Genomic DNA, 17,530 nt, shown 5'->3' with positions numbered 1-17,530 from the left:
TATAAGCCTCTGCTGTGTTGATGTAACTATTGACTGAAAACAGCAGCGTAGTATTAATATTGATACCTTCAGCGATCGCCTGTTCTACTGCTGGTAAACCAGCTACTGTACCAGGAATTTTCACCATTACATTTTCCCGCCCAATTTCTTGGAAATAGCGCCGAGCTTCAGCTATTGATGCTTCAGTATCATGGGCGATGGTTGGTGGTACTTCTATACTAACGTAACCATCCAGTCTATTCGATGCTTCATATACGGGGCGCAGTATATCACAAGCGTTGCGAATATCTGCAAAAATGAGGGATTCGTAAATTTTGTATGTAGGTAATCCAGCGCGAATACCAGCTTCGATATCAGCATCATACATCGCATTGTTTGCAATCGCCTTTTCAAAGATAGCTGGATTAGAGGTAATCCCACAGACACCCTGATTCTCTACCAAGTCTTTGAGTTCACCTGATTGAATAACCTCACGACTCAAGTTATCCATCCAGATACTTTGACCATGTTGTTTAATTTCTAGTAAATGATTAGTCGCCATAGCTCTAGTTTGACTCCTGTTAATGATGTTTCTAAGTGAAAAAACGCAAAACACATCTTTGTGTTGATGCTTACTGTTGAATTGTGGCGTTACCAATCACTTATGACATCGACCAGCTGAGGTAATTTTTAATTCATCACCAGGGCTATTGTGCATCCCCAATCCCAGATATTATCCAATCACACAGCCAAAATAACTTCTCATCACTGGTAGAGGTTTATCCTATTTCATACAGCACCATGTCAATAAACAACCCCTTACCAGTCAACGAAACGCTTGTAGTATCGGAATTACGAATTACGAATTACGGCGGTTAGTGTCCGTTTTGAATAAAAGACTCCACCTTAGCTACATCTTCTTTGCTACCAATAATTAAAGGTGTGCGTTGATGCAGTTTCTTCGGTACTACATCCAAAATATCTACTAAACCCGTAGTTGCACGACCACCAGCTTGTTCAATCAACATAGCCAAAGGAGCAGATTCATAAAGCAAGCGCAACTTACCCTCTGGGTTTTGAATTGTGCCGGGATAGAGAAATACGCCACCTTGAATTAAAATTCGGTGAATATCACTCACCATCGCGCCACTGTAACGAGCTGTATAACCTTCAGTCCGATGGACATAACGGATATATTCCCGCATAGATTCTTCCCACTGCCAAAAATTCCCTTCGTTCACACTGTAAACAGAGCCGTGGTTAGGAATGGTAATATTTTCTTCCGAAAGAATAAATTCCCCTAAACTGGGGTCAAGGGTAAAAGAATGAACGCCATTACCCATACTATAGACCAGCATTGTGCTAGGCCCATACAATATATATCCGGCGGCAATTTGCTTGCGTCCGTTGGTCAAAAGGTCAGTGGCTTTTTGATCCTGATCATCACCTTGTTGTTGACGAATAGAGAAAATCGAACCTAAGCTCAAATTAGTATCTGTGTTCGATGAGCCATCAATGGGGTCATAGAGCAGAGTATAACGACCGATAGGGCAGTTTTCTGGAATGTAGTAGGGTTCTTCCATTTCCTCGGAAGCTAGGCGACAGACTAAACCACTTTGCTTAAACACCGAAATAAATACATCATTGGCATAGACATCCATCTTTTTGACAGATTCGCCTTGGACATTCACATCGCCAGAAAATCCCAGGACACCTTCCATTAAACCAGCGCGGCTGAGACGACGAGCCACCAGCTTACCTGCCAAACCGATGCGATTCATCAGCGCACTTAAATCCTGAGCATCTGCGCCAAAACTTTGCATCTGCTGGAGTACGTGACGCGATAACGTTGTACAATCACGATCTAAGCTTTTAGCTGTGGCATCATTCATAGACAAATCTAGAGATTCTGGCGCTTGAGTCATTTTTGTTATTCCCTAGCTTTTTGCTTGTGGGTCAAGTTTATCAATGGCAATTTTTAATTGCTGCCTCTATCTTAGAAAGGTATTCTGATATCTTAAATATGATTTTAGATAAACTAAAGAATTGAGATTTGGGGGCGACTTTGCCACCGAACCCCAAATCCGCAACTATTTTTAGCCTTATTCGTCATCGGGAAATACTGAGAGTGCAGCCATTGCTCGGTGGCAAATGTCTTGTTTGTTTACCATCTGCTGAAGCTCAGATGATTCATATTGTCCTTCATTAATCTCTAGAGATGCTTGGTTAATTGCTTGACGATATGCACTTTCTATGGATTCACGGAGTTCATAATCATCAAGGTATGTGCCTTGAGATTTGAGACGAGCATTCAAGTCTTGAATTTCTAAAATCGCATTACGGATCGATACATCCCCAGATCGGGTTGTGCGTTTTTCTATTTCTTGCTTGATTAAGTGCAACAGAAGGATGATGCCGTAACTACGAATTTTGTTGAGAATATCCTTTTTGCTCATCTCTTCCATTTCATCAAGCATTAATAGCGCACTGGATATGTTGCCTCTTTTTAATAATTCGCGTCATTCTATAAGTTCTTCCATCAGGACTTAACCTCTTGTGCAAAATCCAGATATTCCACACTGATAAAAATACCCGACTGGTCTAAAAATTTACTGAATCTTAACAACTAGCCGGGTATATAGTATATATTTATTATTTCTAGCAAATTTAGGCAAATTAATTTTGCGTCACTAGAAAGTAATCTGCTATTTTCAAAGAATTTGCTTTATTAAAAATCTTGTTTTTTATTCCAACTCCCTCCCCGACTATCTTCCCGTCGGTTATCCTCCCTTGGTTTGGCTTTATTGACTCTCAGTTGACGACCCATCCATTCTGCACCATCTAACTCGGTGATAGCAGCGTCTTCTTGGGCATCTTCGTTCATTTCCACAAATGCAAAGCCACGCATCCGTCCTGTTTCGCGGTCAGTGGGTAAAACTACTCTTTTGACTTCGCCGTAGTCTGCAAACACAGACCGTAAGTCTTCTTCAGTAGCGCGGTAAGAGAGGTTTCCAACGTAAATAGTCATGTGGGTCAAGTAATTTTCAACAAAAAGCGATTAGTTCAGCTGGAGAAACAAAATTAACAAACTGCAAATATTGCATAGTCTGTTCTGACTCACCAATGGCGAATGTTGTAGGACAGCTATCTGATGCTGGCTTGTTCTTCACCTAAAGATACTAAGGGGCTGAACTGAGGCATACCGATATATGAGCGTATGTCCTACCGTAGTTGGATGACTCCAACATTTGTTTACTAGGGGCGTGCAATCCGCCCGTACAATGCTGGTTGTCTAGTCCCCATGAAAATTTTACCTATTCCTGGAAAGGAGCTAGAACTATGGAATAGAACCCCATATTTTCAATTGTCTTCGCGTTAGCGTCTCCCTTTGGGAGAAGGTTCAGCTTGGAGCCATTAGGCAACATCCGGTTTTTATACAGGTTGATTACCCTTCGGTGTTGAAGCCATTTTAACATCAAAGCACCCGAAAAGTTGTATCTAGTTTACTCTGTAAGAAGTAAGCTACATCCTTGTCTCTAAAGTAGAGGATGTGCAAATACGTTGCTGACTATCAAGGGTTTTCGGCATATTATTTATAACTGATTGTCACATTTTTAAAAGTATGAGACTTTACAATTTTTCATAACATCAAATGTAATTGTTCACGCTCCCCCACCAAGAACGTCTCTAGATTCTTTTGCAGCGAATGTCTATTAATTCTCTCTATCCGCTAAACTCAGAAATACTGCGTTCTTCCTGATCATGTCAGACTCCCAAACTGTTAGTGCTGCTGTTGCGAAACTTTACGATACCTATCCATTCCCGCCAGAACCTCTACTAGATGAAGCCCCACCTGGTTACAATTGGCGCTGGAATTGGTTAGCTGCTTACAACTTTTGCGCTGGCCGCAAACCACTAAAGCAAGATATCCGTATTTTAGATGCTGGTTGTGGTTCTGGTGTGAGTACTGAATATTTGGTACATCTCAACCCCCAAGCCCAGGTGGTAGGAATTGATTTAAGTGCAGGAACTTTAGAGGTAGCCAAGGAACGCTGTCAACGTTCGGGTGCTGATAGGGTGGAGTTTCATCACCTGAGTTTGTATGATGTGGAACAGCTACCAGGGGAGTTTGATTTGATTAACTGCGTGGGTGTGTTGCATCACTTACCTGACCCTATCCGTGGTATTCAAGCTTTGGCGAAAAAGTTAGCCCCTGGTGGACTAATGCACATTTTTGTCTATGGTGAATTGGGACGCTGGGAAATTCAACTCATGCAAAAGGCGATCGCACTTCTCCAAGGTGACAAAAAAGGCGATTATCGTGATGGGGTACAAGTCGGAAGAAAACTATTCTCTTCCCTACCAGAAAAGAACCGCATTGTCAAGCGAGATCAAGAACTTTGGTCTTTAGAAAACCACAAGGATGAATGTTTTGCGGATATGTACGTTCATCCCCAGGAAATTGATTACAACATTGAAACGCTGTTTGAATTAATTGATGCTTCTGGCTTGGAATTTCTTAATTTCTCTAATCCTGATTTTTGGCAGTTATCAAGACTTTTAGCGAAAGCACCGGAGTTAGTTGAGAGAGCAGAAGAATTGAGCGATCGCCAGCGCTACCGCCTGATAGAATTACTAGACCCCGAAGTTACCCATTATGAATTTTTCCTCGGTCGTCTTCCCCTGATTAAATCCGACTGGTCAGAGGATAAAGACCTATTGCAAGCCATTCCTGAACTTAACCCTTGTATTGATGGTTTTCCTAGTCAATGTGTATTTAATTACAATTATCAGATTGTTAACTTATCAGAATTAGAGTTGCAATTTTTACAAAACTGTGATGGAAATTTAACGTTAGCAGAAATTTTGGCCACGGTGCAAATCGATTTAAATCAAGTTAGGTCACTCCTTAAACAACAGATAATTTTGTTATCACTGAGTTAATTAAACTACCAGCATTAAATTTCTAATTACGGGGCGCTAATCCCCATTCAGGACTCAGCACTTCTGAAGGCGAAATTTGAAGAAAGTTGGAATTTGATTAGCTAGAATTTGGGCTTTTTACCCACTTCTTCGTTCACTCCCTCTCCTCCGATTTTCCTGGACAGGGCAGGCTTCTACCCTGAGTCTGAACCTGGCAAGAAGTTAATTGTTTTTTTCTAAAGTATTGTTACCTGATCGTGATATGATTCAGCTGACTGAATGTGCAGTCATTATAAGTTAGCTGTACTGGTTTCAAGTCTCGTGAGCTTGTCAGAAGATTCAATTGACCCCACTCCGACAACACAACAAGATACTCAATCTGGTTCTGAAGACACAGAACCGGTTAATGGTTCCATGCAGGAGTTCTATCAACTCTACCAGGAGTTGTTGATAATTACACTTGCCTTGACAGTGACTGTTTTTATCTCTGTGTGGATCGCTTACTCTCTGAACATTGCCCTAAATTATCTATTAGGGGCGTGTGCAGGTGTGCTTTATTTGAGGCTGTTGGCAAAAGACGTTGAGCGTTTAGGTAGAGAAAAACAGGCACTGAGTAAAACTAGGTTAGCCTTATTAGTAGCGCTGATTTTACTAGCATCGCGGTGGAATCAACTACAAATATTACCCATATTCTTGGGATTTCTCACATACAAAGCCACACTCATCTTCTACGTAATTAGGATGGCTTTTGTCTCTGACTAGCCAAAGCTCAGACAACCTGAAAAAGCTGGCATAAGCCTTGCGTGAGGAATATCCACACTGCAAAGAAAGCTCCTCTTCTCCAGGTAATATTGGAGAAATGATTGATATGGAAAGAAAATGCTGAATTTTCTGAACTTCTACTCTCTTCCACTTGCCGAATTGGAAGTGGGAAAACATCTGTACTGGCAAATAGGCAACTTGAAGCTTCATGGTCAGGTGTTTCTCACATCCTGGTTTGTTATTGGTGTGCTAGTGCTAGCTTCCTTAGCGGCAAGCAGTAACATTAAAAGAATTCCCAGTGGTTTACAGAACCTCATGGAATACGCCCTGGAATTCATTCGGGATTTGGCTAAAAACCAAATTGGCGAAAAAGAATATCGCCCTTGGGTGCCTTTCGTTGGCACTTTGTTTTTGTTCATTTTTGTGTCAAATTGGTCAGGGGCGCTGGTTCCTTTCAAGCTGATTCATTTACCAGAAGGTGAACTGACAGCACCTACAAGCGACATTAATACAACAGTTGCCTTAGCGTTGTTGACATCGCTGGCGTACTTTTACGCTGGGTTCAGCAAAAAGGGTTTAGGGTATTTTGGCAACTACGTCCAACCAGTGTCGTTTATGTTGCCCTTCAAGATTATTGAAGACTTCACCAAGCCTCTGTCCCTAAGCTTCCGTTTATTCGGCAACATTTTGGCTGATGAACTTGTAGTAGGTGTACTTGTATTGCTAGTACCATTGTTCGTACCTCTGCCAGTTATGGCTTTGGGACTATTTACCAGCGCCATCCAAGCACTAATTTTTGCGACTTTAGCCGCCGCTTACATCGGTGAAGCGATGGAAGATCATGGCGAAGAGCATCATGAATGAGGGGCATTAAATACCCTCAATATTCATTTAGTCGTTAGTCATTGATTGTTTAACAATGATCAAGGGCAAATGGCAACTGACACCAAACAACTTCTAGACCCATTCAACTGAGTAAATTAAGGAAAGAATATCATGGACCCATTAGTTTCTGCTGCTTCCGTTTTAGCTGCTGCTCTAGCTGTTGGTTTGGCTGCAATCGGCCCTGGTATTGGTCAAGGTAACGCTGCTGGACAAGCTGTAGAAGGTATTGCACGTCAGCCAGAAGCTGAAGGCAAGATTCGCGGTACATTGCTATTAAGTTTGGCATTCATGGAAGCGCTAACCATCTACGGTCTAGTAGTTGCCCTAGTGCTACTGTTTGCTAACCCCTTCGCATAAGTTCAGTGCTGAGTGCTGAGTGCTGAGTAATCAGAAAGTTAGGAGTTAAGAGTTAGGGTTAGGAATTTAACTTATAACTCATAACTCATAACTCACAGACTCAGGACTCAGGACTAATATATTTAGATAGAAATTAGCAACCATGACACACTGGATTACCTTATTAGCAGTAGAAGAGGTTGCCAAGGAAGGGGGGCTATTTGATCTAGATGCTACCCTGCCCTTAATGGCAATTCAGTTTCTAGTTTTAGCTCTAGTGTTGAACGCAACACTATACAAGCCACTGGGTAATGCGATTGATGGCCGGAATGATTATATTCGTAGCAATCAACTAGAAGCCCAGGAACGCTTGTCAAAAACCGAAAAATTGGCAGAGGAATATGAGGAATCTCTAGCAGGTGCTAGAAGACAAGCTCAAACAATCATTGCTGATGCTCAAGCCGAAGCTCAAAAAATCGCGGCTGAGAAAATAGCAGCAGTACAGAAACAAGCCCAGGCAGAAAAAGAAAAGGCTGCTAGTGAAATTGAGCAGCAAAAACAAGCAGCTTTTGCTTCATTAGAGCAACAAGTCGATTCACTCAGTTGCCAAATACTAGAGAAGCTTTTAGGAGCAGATGTAGTAAGTCGGCGCTAATGAAAATTTAGCTTGGAATCATTAAGTGACATTGTAAAGACGCACTCGCCAAGTAACATTTGTTGGCGGCGTGGGTCATGTTAAGCCTTGGCAGCGCATTTGTGGACGAAAAATCATGGGGACTTTTTTACTGTTGATGGCGGAAGCCAGCGCCGTCGGAAGTGACTTGGCAGAAGAAGCGGGACATGGTGGATTTAGTCTAAATACAGATATATTTGACACCAACCTGATTAACCTGGCCATTATTATTACTGTGCTGTTTGTTTTCGGGCGGAAAGTTCTGGGTAAAACCCTGTCAACTCGCCGGGATACAATTGAAACAGCAATTAAGAATGCAGAGCAAAGAGCAGCTCAAGCCGCACAGCAACTCAAAGAAGCACAGCAGAAGTTAGAGCAAGCTCAAGCAGAAGCCGAAAGAATCAAACAAGCAGCGCAAGAAAACGCCCAAGCTGCAAGTGAAGCTATCTTGGCGCAGGCTGCTATAGATATTGAACGCTTGCAAGCAGCAGGTGCGGCTGACTTAAATGCAGACCTAAATAAAGCGATCGCGCAGTTGCAGCAACGGGTAGTTGCTCAGGCATTGCAAAAGGTCGAAACGGAACTAAAAAGCGGCATAGCCGACGATACTCAACAAATTTTAATTGAACGTAGCATCGCACAATTGGGAGGCGAGGGATGACAAGTAACATAGCAACAGCTGAAATAGCCGCCCCTTATTCACAAGCTCTGTTGTCACTCGCGCAATCAAAAAACTTGACAGAAGAGTTTGGCGAAGATGCCCGGAGTTTGTTAGGTCTACTCTCAGCAAATCAGGATCTACAGAACTTTATTGGCAACCCCTTTATTACGGGTGAGAACAAAAAGGCTCTAATCCGACAAATCCTGGGTGAAAGTGGCAACGCCTACTTACGCAATTTTTTGTTGTTACTGGTAGATAAACGGCGGATAGTTTTTCTAGAACCAGTTTTACAGCAATATTTGGCTTTATTGCGCCAGCTGAATCAAACCGTACTAGCAGAAGTAACTTCAGCAGTTCCTCTCTCAGATGCTCAACAGCAAGCGGTAGTGGAAAAAGTTCTGACTATCACTAATGCTCGTCAGGTAGAGGTGCAATCTAAAATAGATAGCGAGTTAATTGGTGGTGTGATTATTAAAGTCGGCTCCCAAGTAATTGATGCTAGTTTACGTGGTCAGTTGCGCCGCCTTTCCTTGCGCTTAACTAGTAATTCGTAATTCGTAATTCGTAATTCGTAATTGCGATACTGCTAGAGTTTCCTTGCTGTGCTGATAGTCTGGCAAGGTAACTGTGCAGGGGATGAAATAATTGGAGAATTAAGGAAAACCCTTTCTTCACTCCCCACTCCCCCGGTTACTGAGCGCAGTCGAAGTAACTCCCTACTCTGAAAAGCAAACAACATAGACACATGAGTATTTCAATTAGACCTGACGAAATCAGCAGCATTATTCAGCAGCAAATCGAGCAATACGACCAAGAAGTCAAAGTTGCTAACGTTGGTACAGTTCTCCAAGTGGGTGACGGTATCGCCCGCATCTATGGTCTAGAAAAGGCTATGGCTGGAGAACTCTTAGAATTTGAAGATGGCACAATTGGCATCGCCCAGAACTTAGAAGAAGACAACGTGGGCGCTGTGCTTATGGGTCAAGGTCTGGAAATTCAAGAAGGTAGCTCTGTTACTGCTACTGGTAGAATTGCCCAGGTTCCCGTAGGTGAAGCCTTAGTTGGCCGGGTGGTAGATGCCTTGGGTCGTGCTATCGACGGTAAAGGAGATATCAACACTACCGAAAGTCGTTTGATTGAATCTGCTGCACCTGGGATCATCGCTCGTCGATCTGTACACGAACCCATGCAAACTGGGATTACAGCTATTGACTCAATGATTCCTGTCGGTCGTGGCCAACGGGAATTGATCATTGGCGACCGTCAAACAGGTAAAACTGCGATCGCTATTGACACCATCATCAACCAAAAAGGCGAAGATGTAATTTGTGTCTACGTTGCCATTGGTCAAAAAGCATCCACCGTGGCTAACGTGGTGCAAACTCTCCAAGAAAAAGGCGCAATGGACTACACCGTAGTTGTTGCTGCTAGTGCCAGTGAACCAGCGACACTACAATATCTAGCACCTTACACCGGAGCCACAATTGCTGAGTACTTTATGTACAAAGGCAAAGCGACCTTGGTGGTTTATGATGACCTTTCCAAGCAAGCCCAAGCTTATCGCCAAATGTCCTTGCTGCTACGTCGTCCACCAGGACGGGAAGCATATCCTGGAGATGTGTTCTATATTCACTCTCGCTTGTTGGAACGCGCCGCTAAATTAAGTGACGAATTGGGTAAAGGTAGCATGACTGCCCTCCCCATCATCGAAACCCAAGCTGGTGACGTTTCGGCATACATCCCCACCAACGTAATTTCTATTACCGACGGTCAAATCTTCCTTTCTTCTGACCTGTTTAACGCTGGTATTCGTCCCGCAGTAAACCCCGGTATTTCAGTATCACGGGTGGGTTCGGCGGCACAAACCAAGGCCATGAAAAAAGTTGCCGGTAAGATTAAATTGGAATTAGCCCAATTTGATGACCTGCAAGCCTTTGCCCAATTTGCGTCTGACTTAGATAAAGCCACTCAAGACCAATTGGCACGTGGTGAACGGTTACGGGAACTACTGAAGCAGCCACAAAATGCTCCCCTCGCAGTATATGAGCAAGTAGCAATTCTGTATGCGGGGATTAACGGTTACTTAGATGATGTCCCTGTAGAAAAAGTAACTACCTTCACCAAGGGTCTGCGGGAATTCTTAAAAACCGGCAAACCTGAGTACACCGACTCCGTGAAAACCAAAAAGGTACTCGGTGACGAAGAAGAAAAAGCCTTGAAGGAAGCGCTAACTGAATTCAAAAAGACCTTCAAAGCAACAGCTTAAGTCAAGTGCTGAGTGCTGAGTGCTGAGTGCTGAGTAAAAGAAGGAGTTAGAAGTTGAAAGAGTTTTTATACCTACTAATTTCTAGAAAATTCAGCATTCAGTACTTGTTGTCACTCAACACTCAGGATTGAGGACTCAGAACTTAAAAATATGGCCAATCTTAAATCAATACGCGATCGCATTCAGTCGGTCAAAAACACCAAAAAAATCACAGAAGCCATGCGGCTGGTAGCAGCTGCGAGAGTACGTCGCGCCCAAGAACAGGTAACTGCTACTCGTCCCTTTGCTGACCGCTTGGCACAAGTCCTGTATGGTTTGCAAACTCGTCTGCGGTTTGAAGATGTAGACCTCCCACTACTGAAAAAACGGGAAGTGAAAACAGTTGGGCTATTGGTAATTTCCGGCGACCGGGGTTTGTGTGGCGGTTACAACAGTAACGTTATCCGTCGGGCAGAAAATCGCGCCAAAGAACTGCAAGCAGAAGGCGTAAAATACAAATTCGTGCTGGTAGGACGCAAAGCCATCCAGTATTTCCAACGTCGTGAACAACCCATTGACGGTACTTACACTGGCTTAGAACAAATTCCTACAGCTGTGGAAGCTACGGAAATTGCCGATCAATTACTTTCTTTGTTCCTCTCAGAAAGTGTGGATCGGATTGAGCTAATTTATACAAAATTCGTCTCCTTAGTTAGTTCCCGTCCTGTAGTACAAACCCTGCTGCCCCTAGATCCACAAGGTTTAGAAGCACCAGATGACGAAATTTTCCGCCTGACAACCCGTGGCGGTCAATTTGAAGTGGAACGGCAAAAGGTGACTAGCCAAGTCCGCCCTCTGCCCCGTGACATGATTTTTGAGCAAGATCCTGTGCAAATTCTGGATTCTTTACTCCCTCTGTATCTGAGTAATCAGCTATTACGGGCGTTACAAGAATCAGCAGCCAGTGAACTAGCCGCACGGATGACAGCGATGAACAACGCCAGCGATAACGCCGGTGATTTGATTAAGAGTCTTTCGTTGTCTTACAACAAAGCTAGACAAGCCGCCATCACCCAAGAACTGTTAGAGGTTGTGGGTGGTGCTGAAGCACTAACTTAAGGAATTGCTCATTGTTTAGTATTGATAAATAGCTAATTGCTAGTTGTTTGGAAATTAGCAATTGGCTATTTTGAGTATTTGGGATTAGTTGTTTCCCAGCTGTGGGAGATCAGTATAGCAACCACCAAGCAGTTGAGGGCATTGTTGATTCCTAAAAGCCTTGAAGAAAAAAACCATAACCTTACATTAATTTTCATGTATTTGAACCACATCTATCCTAAGATTGCAAGGCCTTGCGCCCCTATTTTTTTTGGTCTATTTACCTGAAAATATCTGAAATTTTTAAGGGTGCGTTGCGCGACAACACACTCCATGCTTTCTATCTCTTGACATAGGACTTGCTGAATAAATATAAAAACCAGATAAATCGAAGGTTTGAGGTTAATCAACCCGAAGGTAGGTGCAAGGGTTTTGAAGGGTGTACCATCAAAAGTGTGAATTTTGGGTTGAATAAATCAGAAAATTTGGGGATAACAGATAACTGAAGCTATTCCCTGTTCCCTACCTCCACAACAAAACTTTTATGCCCAACGGCAAGCTACGCGAACAGCAAACCCTAAATAATTATAAATATTTGAGCCGATCTACTTAATTGAATCAAGCCCTACCGAGTTCTATAGCTTCCCCAAATTTCCACACCTGAATAAATTTGTTTGAGTTATGCTTTGGTGACAAGGTGAAATTGGTCTGTTCTGATCATGGAGAGTCAAAGCGGAATAGAAGCTATGATGAGGCTGTAGAGTTGATTAAGGAGTAAATTATTGGCATAGGTAAATTAATTATTAACATACCCTGGTATCTGACCGGGAATGATGATCCACAATTAGATAGATTGAGTTCAAGAAACTTCGGCGGTTTAGATTACCGCTACCAACGCTTTTGAGAAAATTGCCAATCGCTGATCACTGCGAACACTATGGAAAATGATGCGGCAACGCTCTACTGCCCAAATGATGCTTGTCTGGCTGCCAACCCCTTAACTCACAAATTTTGCCAGCGATGCTCTACACCCCTACCTAAACGTTACCTGTGGGCTGTAGGGGATGGTTTGAGTGTGGGTAGCCCTGGAGATGTATTAGCCGATCGCTATTTGGTGATTAGTAAATCTGTTGTTTTAGATAAGAAGCCGGGATTGTTACCCCAATTACCTGAATTAGATAATGTAGAGGGTATTAAAGCTTATCTCAGGCTGATTCCTTATAGCCTCAACGTACCACAGGTATATGGCATAATTCCTCTATCTGAGGGACAATCCCACAAGGAAATATTACTTTTAGAACAGCCACCTTTGTACCCAGATAGTTCAGGACTACAAATACAGCTATGTAGCCAGTTAAACGTTGCTTGGCGCGATGCGACATCAATGCGTCAACTTAATTGGCTATGGCAGATAGCTAATTTGTGGCAACCTTTGAAAAGTCAAGGGGTGGCTACTAGTTTAATAGACCCTAATTTAGTTCGGGTCAAAGGATCATTAGTTCGCTTGTTAGAATTGCGTTTTGATGCTGCCATATCACCAGGTTTACCGGAACTAGGGGCATTTTGGCAAAAATTAGCGTCAGATTCCAAACCAGCGATCGCGGAATTTGTTCACCAGGTGAGTAATTTTCTCATTGAGGACAAGATTAGTTCACCAGAAATACTTATTGCAGTTTTAGATAAAGGTCTGGCAGAATTAGGACGCTCTCAAACTCCTACTATTAAACTTGTGACAAAAACAGACACAGGGCCGAGTCGTCAACGTAACGAAGATGCCTGTTACCCTGCCAGTGGCACAGTTGTAAATAAACCACCACAAGCATCAGCTTTAGCCATTGTCTGTGACGGCATTGGTGGACATCAAGGAGGTAATGTCGCATCTAATTTAGCGATTGAAACAATTCATCAGCAAGTACAGCAACTGATAAATGTTCCCTATGATCACATTGAGCCTTCCTTACTGCTGGCTGATTTAGATAATGCCGCCGCAATTGCCAATGATAAGATTAGCCAACGCAATGACAGCGAAAATCGCCACGCGCGTCAACGTATGGGTACAACCTTAGTGATGGCGTTGCCTATTGCTCACGAAATTTACATTACTCACGTTGGAGATAGTCGTGCTTATTGGATTACCCGCCACGGTTGTTACCAAGTGACTCTTGATGATGATGTGGCTTCGCGGGAAGTACGACTCGGCTATGCTATTTATCGTGACGCAGTGCAACAGCCTGGTGCTGGTTCTCTGGTGCAAGCTTTAGGAATGAGTCCGAGTAATTCATTACATCCTACTTCCCAGAGATTGATCTTGGATGAAGATGCAATATTTTTACTAACCTCAGACGGATTGAGCGATTTTGACCGTGTGGAAGATTATTGGGAAACAGAAATTTTACCAATTCTGACTGGTGAAGATGATTTAGTCGAAGTTGCTGACAAATTAGTGGAACTGGCTAATGTCAGAAACGGACATGATAATGTGACCTTGGCATTAATACACTATCAAATTAAATATTGCGAACCAGACTCAACCCTCAAAGCAGTCATTCCAGATATTTCTTCGCTCTCAACTACAAGTTCTGTAACTAAGGGTTTACAACCCACTTTACTAGATGGTAGCCCTAACCAAAAAACAAAGGTAATACCAGAGAGTCAACCCAATACCATTGCTAAACTGCCCTGGAGTTTAATTGTTCCTTTGCTGTTGGTGATTTTAGCTGGTTCACTAGGGTACTTAATGATGCGACTGCGATCGCCATTGCCATCAGATACTATTACCACGATAACAGTACCACCAACTCCCCCTACTGATCCAGAAATTACAGAGCGATCGCTTGATAACCTCGCTCCTGGTTGGGTAATTCAAACCCAAAGGGCAATCCTTGACAGTAATCAGAAAATACTGCCCCAAAATAGTTTTTTGGAAGTAATTGAGACAAAACCCAATCCTCAACCGGAGACTGGAGACTTATTAGTACATCTTCGACTCTGCACTCAGGACACGGCAAATCTAGTCAACAATGCACCTGTGCCAGCAGCAGAGCAGAAACTGTGGCGAAAACTATCTGAACTGCAAACTCTGGGAGTCACCGTCTTACAATCAAGTGCAGACCATCCGTGTAATTTTAACTCTAACCAACCCCCAACAGCTAATGAAGGTATAGATGCTACCGAAACTGAGTTAAATACTCGTTAAACTGCTGAAAATCTGGAATAATACAGATAATAATTACACAAAAAAACTCGTCTGAGGAAAATTTTTATTGGAAATTATTTGCTCTAACCTTTTAGTTTAATGAATCCATGCCATCCCTGAACCTGACGATCGCCCGTCTCATCAACACTGGCACAGATAACTTCGCTATTTGGGTGGTCAAAGCTCCATATCCCAGTGGTTATGTTTTACATGACTGTGTATGGCCTGCTGAACTCACTCAAGTTTGGCAAGAATGGCAGCAAATGTTTGCTGGCCATAGTGGTTTATATCTTTCTCCTGGTTTACAGCCGCAGTCAGATAACCAATCTGCCATCAATTTAGTTTCACCCCCTTCAGGACAAACAGCTGGCTACAGTAGTCGTTTGATGCAATATTTGGGCATTAATCTCTGGCGCTGGATCTTCGACGGCCCGATTCTTGGCAGTTTTGAACGCAGTCGGGGTATAGCGATGGGGCGGTATACACGTTTGCGTTTTCGATTAGAAATTCGTGACCCGGATCTGATTGCCCTACCTTGGGAAATTATGCAGCGTCAACCTGGTCAGTCTGCAATGTCTCTGTCACCAGATTTGCTATTTAGTCGCACAACCAGTGAAGTAGAACCCCTGCCGTATTTACGAACCGATCAAGCTTTGAGTATTTTATTAGTTTTGGGACATGATGAAAACCTGCAATTAGCTCAAGAAGCTGCTATTTTAGAAAAAATTTTGGCAAGTAGCAATTCTCCGACCCATGCACCCTGCACAGTGAAGACCCTCTTGCAACCTACGCCACAAGAATTAATTCAAGAGTTAGAAACCGCAGCATATAACGTTTTCTTTTACGCTGGTCATGGTCTACCAGGCCCAGATGGTGGATTATTCTTTTTACGTCCTGGTATGACTCTGAATGGGATTGAATTAGCTCAAGTATTAACCCGCAGTGGATTGAAGCTGGCAGTTTTTAATGCTTGTTGGGGCGCACAACCCGCCGCTATTAATCACCAAGCTATCCCAGCCAGCAGTTTGGCAGAAGTATTAATCCGTCATGGTGTTCCTGCTGTTTTGGGAATGCGTGATCAAATTGCTGATCATGAAAGCCACAGTTTTATTCAAGCTTTTACTGAGGCTTTGCGATCGCGTAAATCTATTGATGAGGCAGTTGCCGAAGCTAGACAAGAGCTGTTAACACTATATAAGTTCAATCAACTTGCTTGGACTTTGCCTGTTCTCTATCTGCACCCAGATTTTGATGGTGAACTGATTAAGAGTTTTTATGAAGGAATTACCGAATTACCAGATAGTGTCATCCCTAATATCAATTCTCCCATTCCCATCGCTTCTTTGCGATCGCTTTCATCCACTGGGCAAACTTGGATTCTCCGACCCGGAGTTACTCGCATCGGTCGCACTAAAGATAATGATATTGTGATTCCAGAACCTTCAGTTTCTAAGCGTCACGCTGAAATTTTATGTCGCAGTAATCTAACTGGTACTATCCCAGTGAGAACTTATTACTTACAAGATTTTTCTACTTATGGTACAACTTGGTGTTTAGGCCCTAATGGTTGGCAACAAATTCTCCGTGAAGAAGTTACCTTAAAATCGGGAATGCAATTAAAATTTGGTAGTTCTAGAGGTAAAATTTGGCAGTTTGTAATTGAAGATTGTTAGTAACTAGTACCGCAGGGTGGAAGTCAAAAGTCTTATTTTCCAGGCTTTTCATGGATTTTGAATGGCCTGTTTATTTCCGCCGACTTGTACTAGTGCCGCCCTCAAGGTGGAAATTAAAACTCAAAAGTCAAAAAGCTGATAAAACAGGCTGTTCCACAGTTTTAAATGATTGCTTTATTTACGCCATACTGTAATAGATGTAAAAAATTATTGTCAACGTTAGATAAAATTAACAGTTTTGCGGAAATCTAATTCGGGAAGTTGTAGCTGTCAATATTGCTAAATAATTTATCAGGAGGCAAGCAATGACTAATAAAGTTAACGGCTTAAACACTTTCAACACCTTATTACCCCAAGTGAAATTAGAATTATTAGAGACTTTACTTGAACCAGAAGATGCCGCTTATCCTTGGAATCCAGCTAATCATGAGTCTGAAGCCTATTTTAGCGAATTAGAACAACGGTTCGCGACGCAGGATTTTTTCGATGAGGAATTGCTCACACAATCCCAAGCTTTTTATAGTCACTTAGACAGCCTTTGGTCTGAGGTTACAACTTGTACACATCACAAATGTGATCCAAATCAATCAGTTCTCGATAGTTTGCAAGTAGCTTTAAATTCAACCTTTGCCAATGTTGTACCCCAAACCTGGCTCAATGCGATCGCTCAAAAGGCTGCTGATATTTTTTCCTCTCAACAAACAATGAGCGATCAACTAGTGCAGTGTGTTCAATCTGTATTACCTGCTTGGGATGTAGAAGATTTGTTTGTTTTAACCCGTCCCTTTGCCCATGCCATGCGTAGTAGCGAATCGCCAGACGTAAAAGCGATGCTTAGTAAGACCGAAAATCGAGATTGGCTAAATTTGTCAGAAGTTGAGCAAGCAAAAATCAGTGTCGCGATCGCTTACTATGCTTTCCAGCAATTAAACGGTGTTGACTCCGAAGATTAACGTTAGCTTACTGATCTTTGTAGAATATCAAAGCTTTAGTTTAATTTCAGGCTGCAAACAGTTTTGCTCGCCCATAATACTCATTGTATGAATTTGAGATTTTTTATTATTCTTTAGGCATAGATATCACAGGGTAGTCTCATCAT

General features: G+C 42.6%; 16 protein-coding genes. 12 read left to right on the top strand and 4 right to left on the bottom strand.

Features of this window, described 5'->3' with window-relative positions; genetic code table 11:
• From VB654_RS02400 to VB654_RS02385, 4 genes are all read right to left on the bottom strand, one after another.
• A partial coding sequence (locus VB654_RS02400) for a transaldolase family protein (protein WP_323211795.1) occupies nt 1-541 on the bottom strand: 541 nt, incomplete at its 3' end.
• A 313-nt stretch (nt 542-854) separates the two neighbouring features.
• Complete coding sequence (gene fbp, locus VB654_RS02395) at nt 855-1,904, bottom strand: class 1 fructose-bisphosphatase (protein WP_323211793.1); 1,050 nt, start codon at nt 1,902-1,904, stop codon at nt 855-857.
• A gap of 177 nt (nt 1,905-2,081) precedes the next feature.
• Complete coding sequence (locus tag VB654_RS02390; protein WP_323211792.1) at nt 2,082-2,456, bottom strand: DUF29 family protein; 375 nt, start codon at nt 2,454-2,456, stop codon at nt 2,082-2,084.
• Between the two features lie 251 nt (nt 2,457-2,707).
• Nucleotides 2,708-3,007, bottom strand: coding sequence for an RNA-binding protein (locus VB654_RS02385; RefSeq protein WP_323211791.1), 300 nt, complete (start codon nt 3,005-3,007; stop codon nt 2,708-2,710).
• Between the two features lie 734 nt (nt 3,008-3,741).
• Here VB654_RS02385 and VB654_RS02380 point away from each other — a divergent pair.
• The 12 genes from VB654_RS02380 (at nt 3,742) to VB654_RS02325 (ending at nt 17,384) form a co-directional block, all read left to right on the top strand.
• Nucleotides 3,742-4,923 (top strand): class I SAM-dependent methyltransferase, encoded by a 1,182-nt coding sequence (locus VB654_RS02380; protein ID WP_323211790.1) that lies wholly within the window; start codon nt 3,742-3,744, stop codon nt 4,921-4,923.
• Between the two features lie 300 nt (nt 4,924-5,223).
• Entirely contained in the window at nt 5,224-5,664 is a 441-nt protein-coding gene (locus VB654_RS02375) for an ATP synthase subunit I (protein ID WP_323211789.1), read from the top strand.
• A 117-nt stretch (nt 5,665-5,781) separates the two neighbouring features.
• A complete protein-coding gene (gene atpB / locus VB654_RS02370) occupies nt 5,782-6,528 on the top strand; it encodes a F0F1 ATP synthase subunit A (RefSeq protein WP_271923553.1) in 747 nt (248 codons plus the stop codon).
• Nucleotides 6,529-6,660: 132 nt separating this feature from the next.
• The gene (gene atpE, locus VB654_RS02365; RefSeq protein WP_010994186.1) at nt 6,661-6,906 is read left to right on the top strand and encodes an ATP synthase F0 subunit C; all 246 of its coding nucleotides are present in this window, start codon (nt 6,661-6,663) and stop codon (nt 6,904-6,906) included.
• A gap of 142 nt (nt 6,907-7,048) precedes the next feature.
• Nucleotides 7,049-7,540 carry a F0F1 ATP synthase subunit B' gene (locus tag VB654_RS02360; RefSeq protein ID WP_323211786.1) on the top strand — a complete coding sequence of 164 codons (492 nt, stop codon included), beginning with the start codon at nt 7,049-7,051 and terminating at the stop codon, nt 7,538-7,540.
• Between the two features lie 115 nt (nt 7,541-7,655).
• Nucleotides 7,656-8,219 (top strand): F0F1 ATP synthase subunit B, encoded by a 564-nt coding sequence (locus VB654_RS02355; protein ID WP_323211784.1) that lies wholly within the window; start codon nt 7,656-7,658, stop codon nt 8,217-8,219.
• Complete coding sequence (atpH, locus tag VB654_RS02350) at nt 8,216-8,773, top strand: ATP synthase F1 subunit delta (RefSeq protein ID WP_323211783.1); 558 nt, start codon at nt 8,216-8,218, stop codon at nt 8,771-8,773. The genes VB654_RS02355 and atpH overlap by 4 nt, the downstream gene beginning before the upstream one ends.
• Nucleotides 8,774-8,964: 191 nt before the next feature.
• Nucleotides 8,965-10,485, top strand: a complete 1,521-nt coding sequence (gene atpA / locus VB654_RS02345) for a F0F1 ATP synthase subunit alpha (RefSeq protein ID WP_323211782.1) — start codon at nt 8,965-8,967, stop codon at nt 10,483-10,485.
• 150 nt (nt 10,486-10,635) lie between these two features.
• Complete coding sequence (locus VB654_RS02340; protein ID WP_323211780.1) at nt 10,636-11,583, top strand: F0F1 ATP synthase subunit gamma; 948 nt, start codon at nt 10,636-10,638, stop codon at nt 11,581-11,583.
• A gap of 916 nt (nt 11,584-12,499) precedes the next feature.
• Complete coding sequence (locus VB654_RS02335; protein WP_323211778.1) at nt 12,500-14,758, top strand: PP2C family serine/threonine-protein phosphatase; 2,259 nt, start codon at nt 12,500-12,502, stop codon at nt 14,756-14,758.
• A gap of 107 nt (nt 14,759-14,865) precedes the next feature.
• On the top strand, nt 14,866-16,431 hold the full coding sequence (locus VB654_RS02330) for a CHAT domain-containing protein (RefSeq protein WP_323211777.1): 1,566 nt from the start codon (nt 14,866-14,868) through the stop codon (nt 16,429-16,431).
• A 305-nt stretch (nt 16,432-16,736) separates the two neighbouring features.
• Nucleotides 16,737-17,384: a hypothetical protein gene (locus VB654_RS02325; protein ID WP_323211775.1), complete on the top strand. Its 648-nt coding sequence runs from the start codon at nt 16,737-16,739 to the stop codon at nt 17,382-17,384.
• Nucleotides 17,385-17,530: the final 146 nt, after the last annotated feature.

Origin of the sequence: Nodularia sp. UHCC 0506 (assembly GCF_034931045.1) — a bacterium.
GTDB lineage: Bacteria > Cyanobacteriota > Cyanobacteriia > Cyanobacteriales > Nostocaceae > Nodularia.
This window is presented reverse-complemented; position numbering and strand designations above follow the sequence as displayed.

What these genes read in the sequence shown, in the direction of transcription:
- fbp (WP_323211793.1), bottom strand. Translation starts at nt 1,904, where the DNA reads ATGACTCAAGCGCCAGAATCTCTAGATTTGTCTATGAATGATGCCACA.
- VB654_RS02390 (WP_323211792.1), bottom strand. Translation starts at nt 2,456, where the DNA reads ATGCTTGATGAAATGGAAGAGATGAGCAAAAAGGATATTCTCAACAAA.
- VB654_RS02385 (WP_323211791.1), bottom strand. Translation starts at nt 3,007, where the DNA reads ATGACTATTTACGTTGGAAACCTCTCTTACCGCGCTACTGAAGAAGAC.
- VB654_RS02380 (WP_323211790.1), top strand. Translation starts at nt 3,742, where the DNA reads ATGTCAGACTCCCAAACTGTTAGTGCTGCTGTTGCGAAACTTTACGAT.
- atpB (WP_271923553.1), top strand. Translation starts at nt 5,782, where the DNA reads ATGCTGAATTTTCTGAACTTCTACTCTCTTCCACTTGCCGAATTGGAA.
- atpE (WP_010994186.1), top strand. Translation starts at nt 6,661, where the DNA reads ATGGACCCATTAGTTTCTGCTGCTTCCGTTTTAGCTGCTGCTCTAGCT.
- VB654_RS02360 (WP_323211786.1), top strand. Translation starts at nt 7,049, where the DNA reads ATGACACACTGGATTACCTTATTAGCAGTAGAAGAGGTTGCCAAGGAA.
- VB654_RS02355 (WP_323211784.1), top strand. Translation starts at nt 7,656, where the DNA reads ATGGGGACTTTTTTACTGTTGATGGCGGAAGCCAGCGCCGTCGGAAGT.
- atpH (WP_323211783.1), top strand. Translation starts at nt 8,216, where the DNA reads ATGACAAGTAACATAGCAACAGCTGAAATAGCCGCCCCTTATTCACAA.
- atpA (WP_323211782.1), top strand. Translation starts at nt 8,965, where the DNA reads ATGAGTATTTCAATTAGACCTGACGAAATCAGCAGCATTATTCAGCAG.
- VB654_RS02340 (WP_323211780.1), top strand. Translation starts at nt 10,636, where the DNA reads ATGGCCAATCTTAAATCAATACGCGATCGCATTCAGTCGGTCAAAAAC.
- VB654_RS02335 (WP_323211778.1), top strand. Translation starts at nt 12,500, where the DNA reads ATGGAAAATGATGCGGCAACGCTCTACTGCCCAAATGATGCTTGTCTG.
- VB654_RS02330 (WP_323211777.1), top strand. Translation starts at nt 14,866, where the DNA reads ATGCCATCCCTGAACCTGACGATCGCCCGTCTCATCAACACTGGCACA.
- VB654_RS02325 (WP_323211775.1), top strand. Translation starts at nt 16,737, where the DNA reads ATGACTAATAAAGTTAACGGCTTAAACACTTTCAACACCTTATTACCC.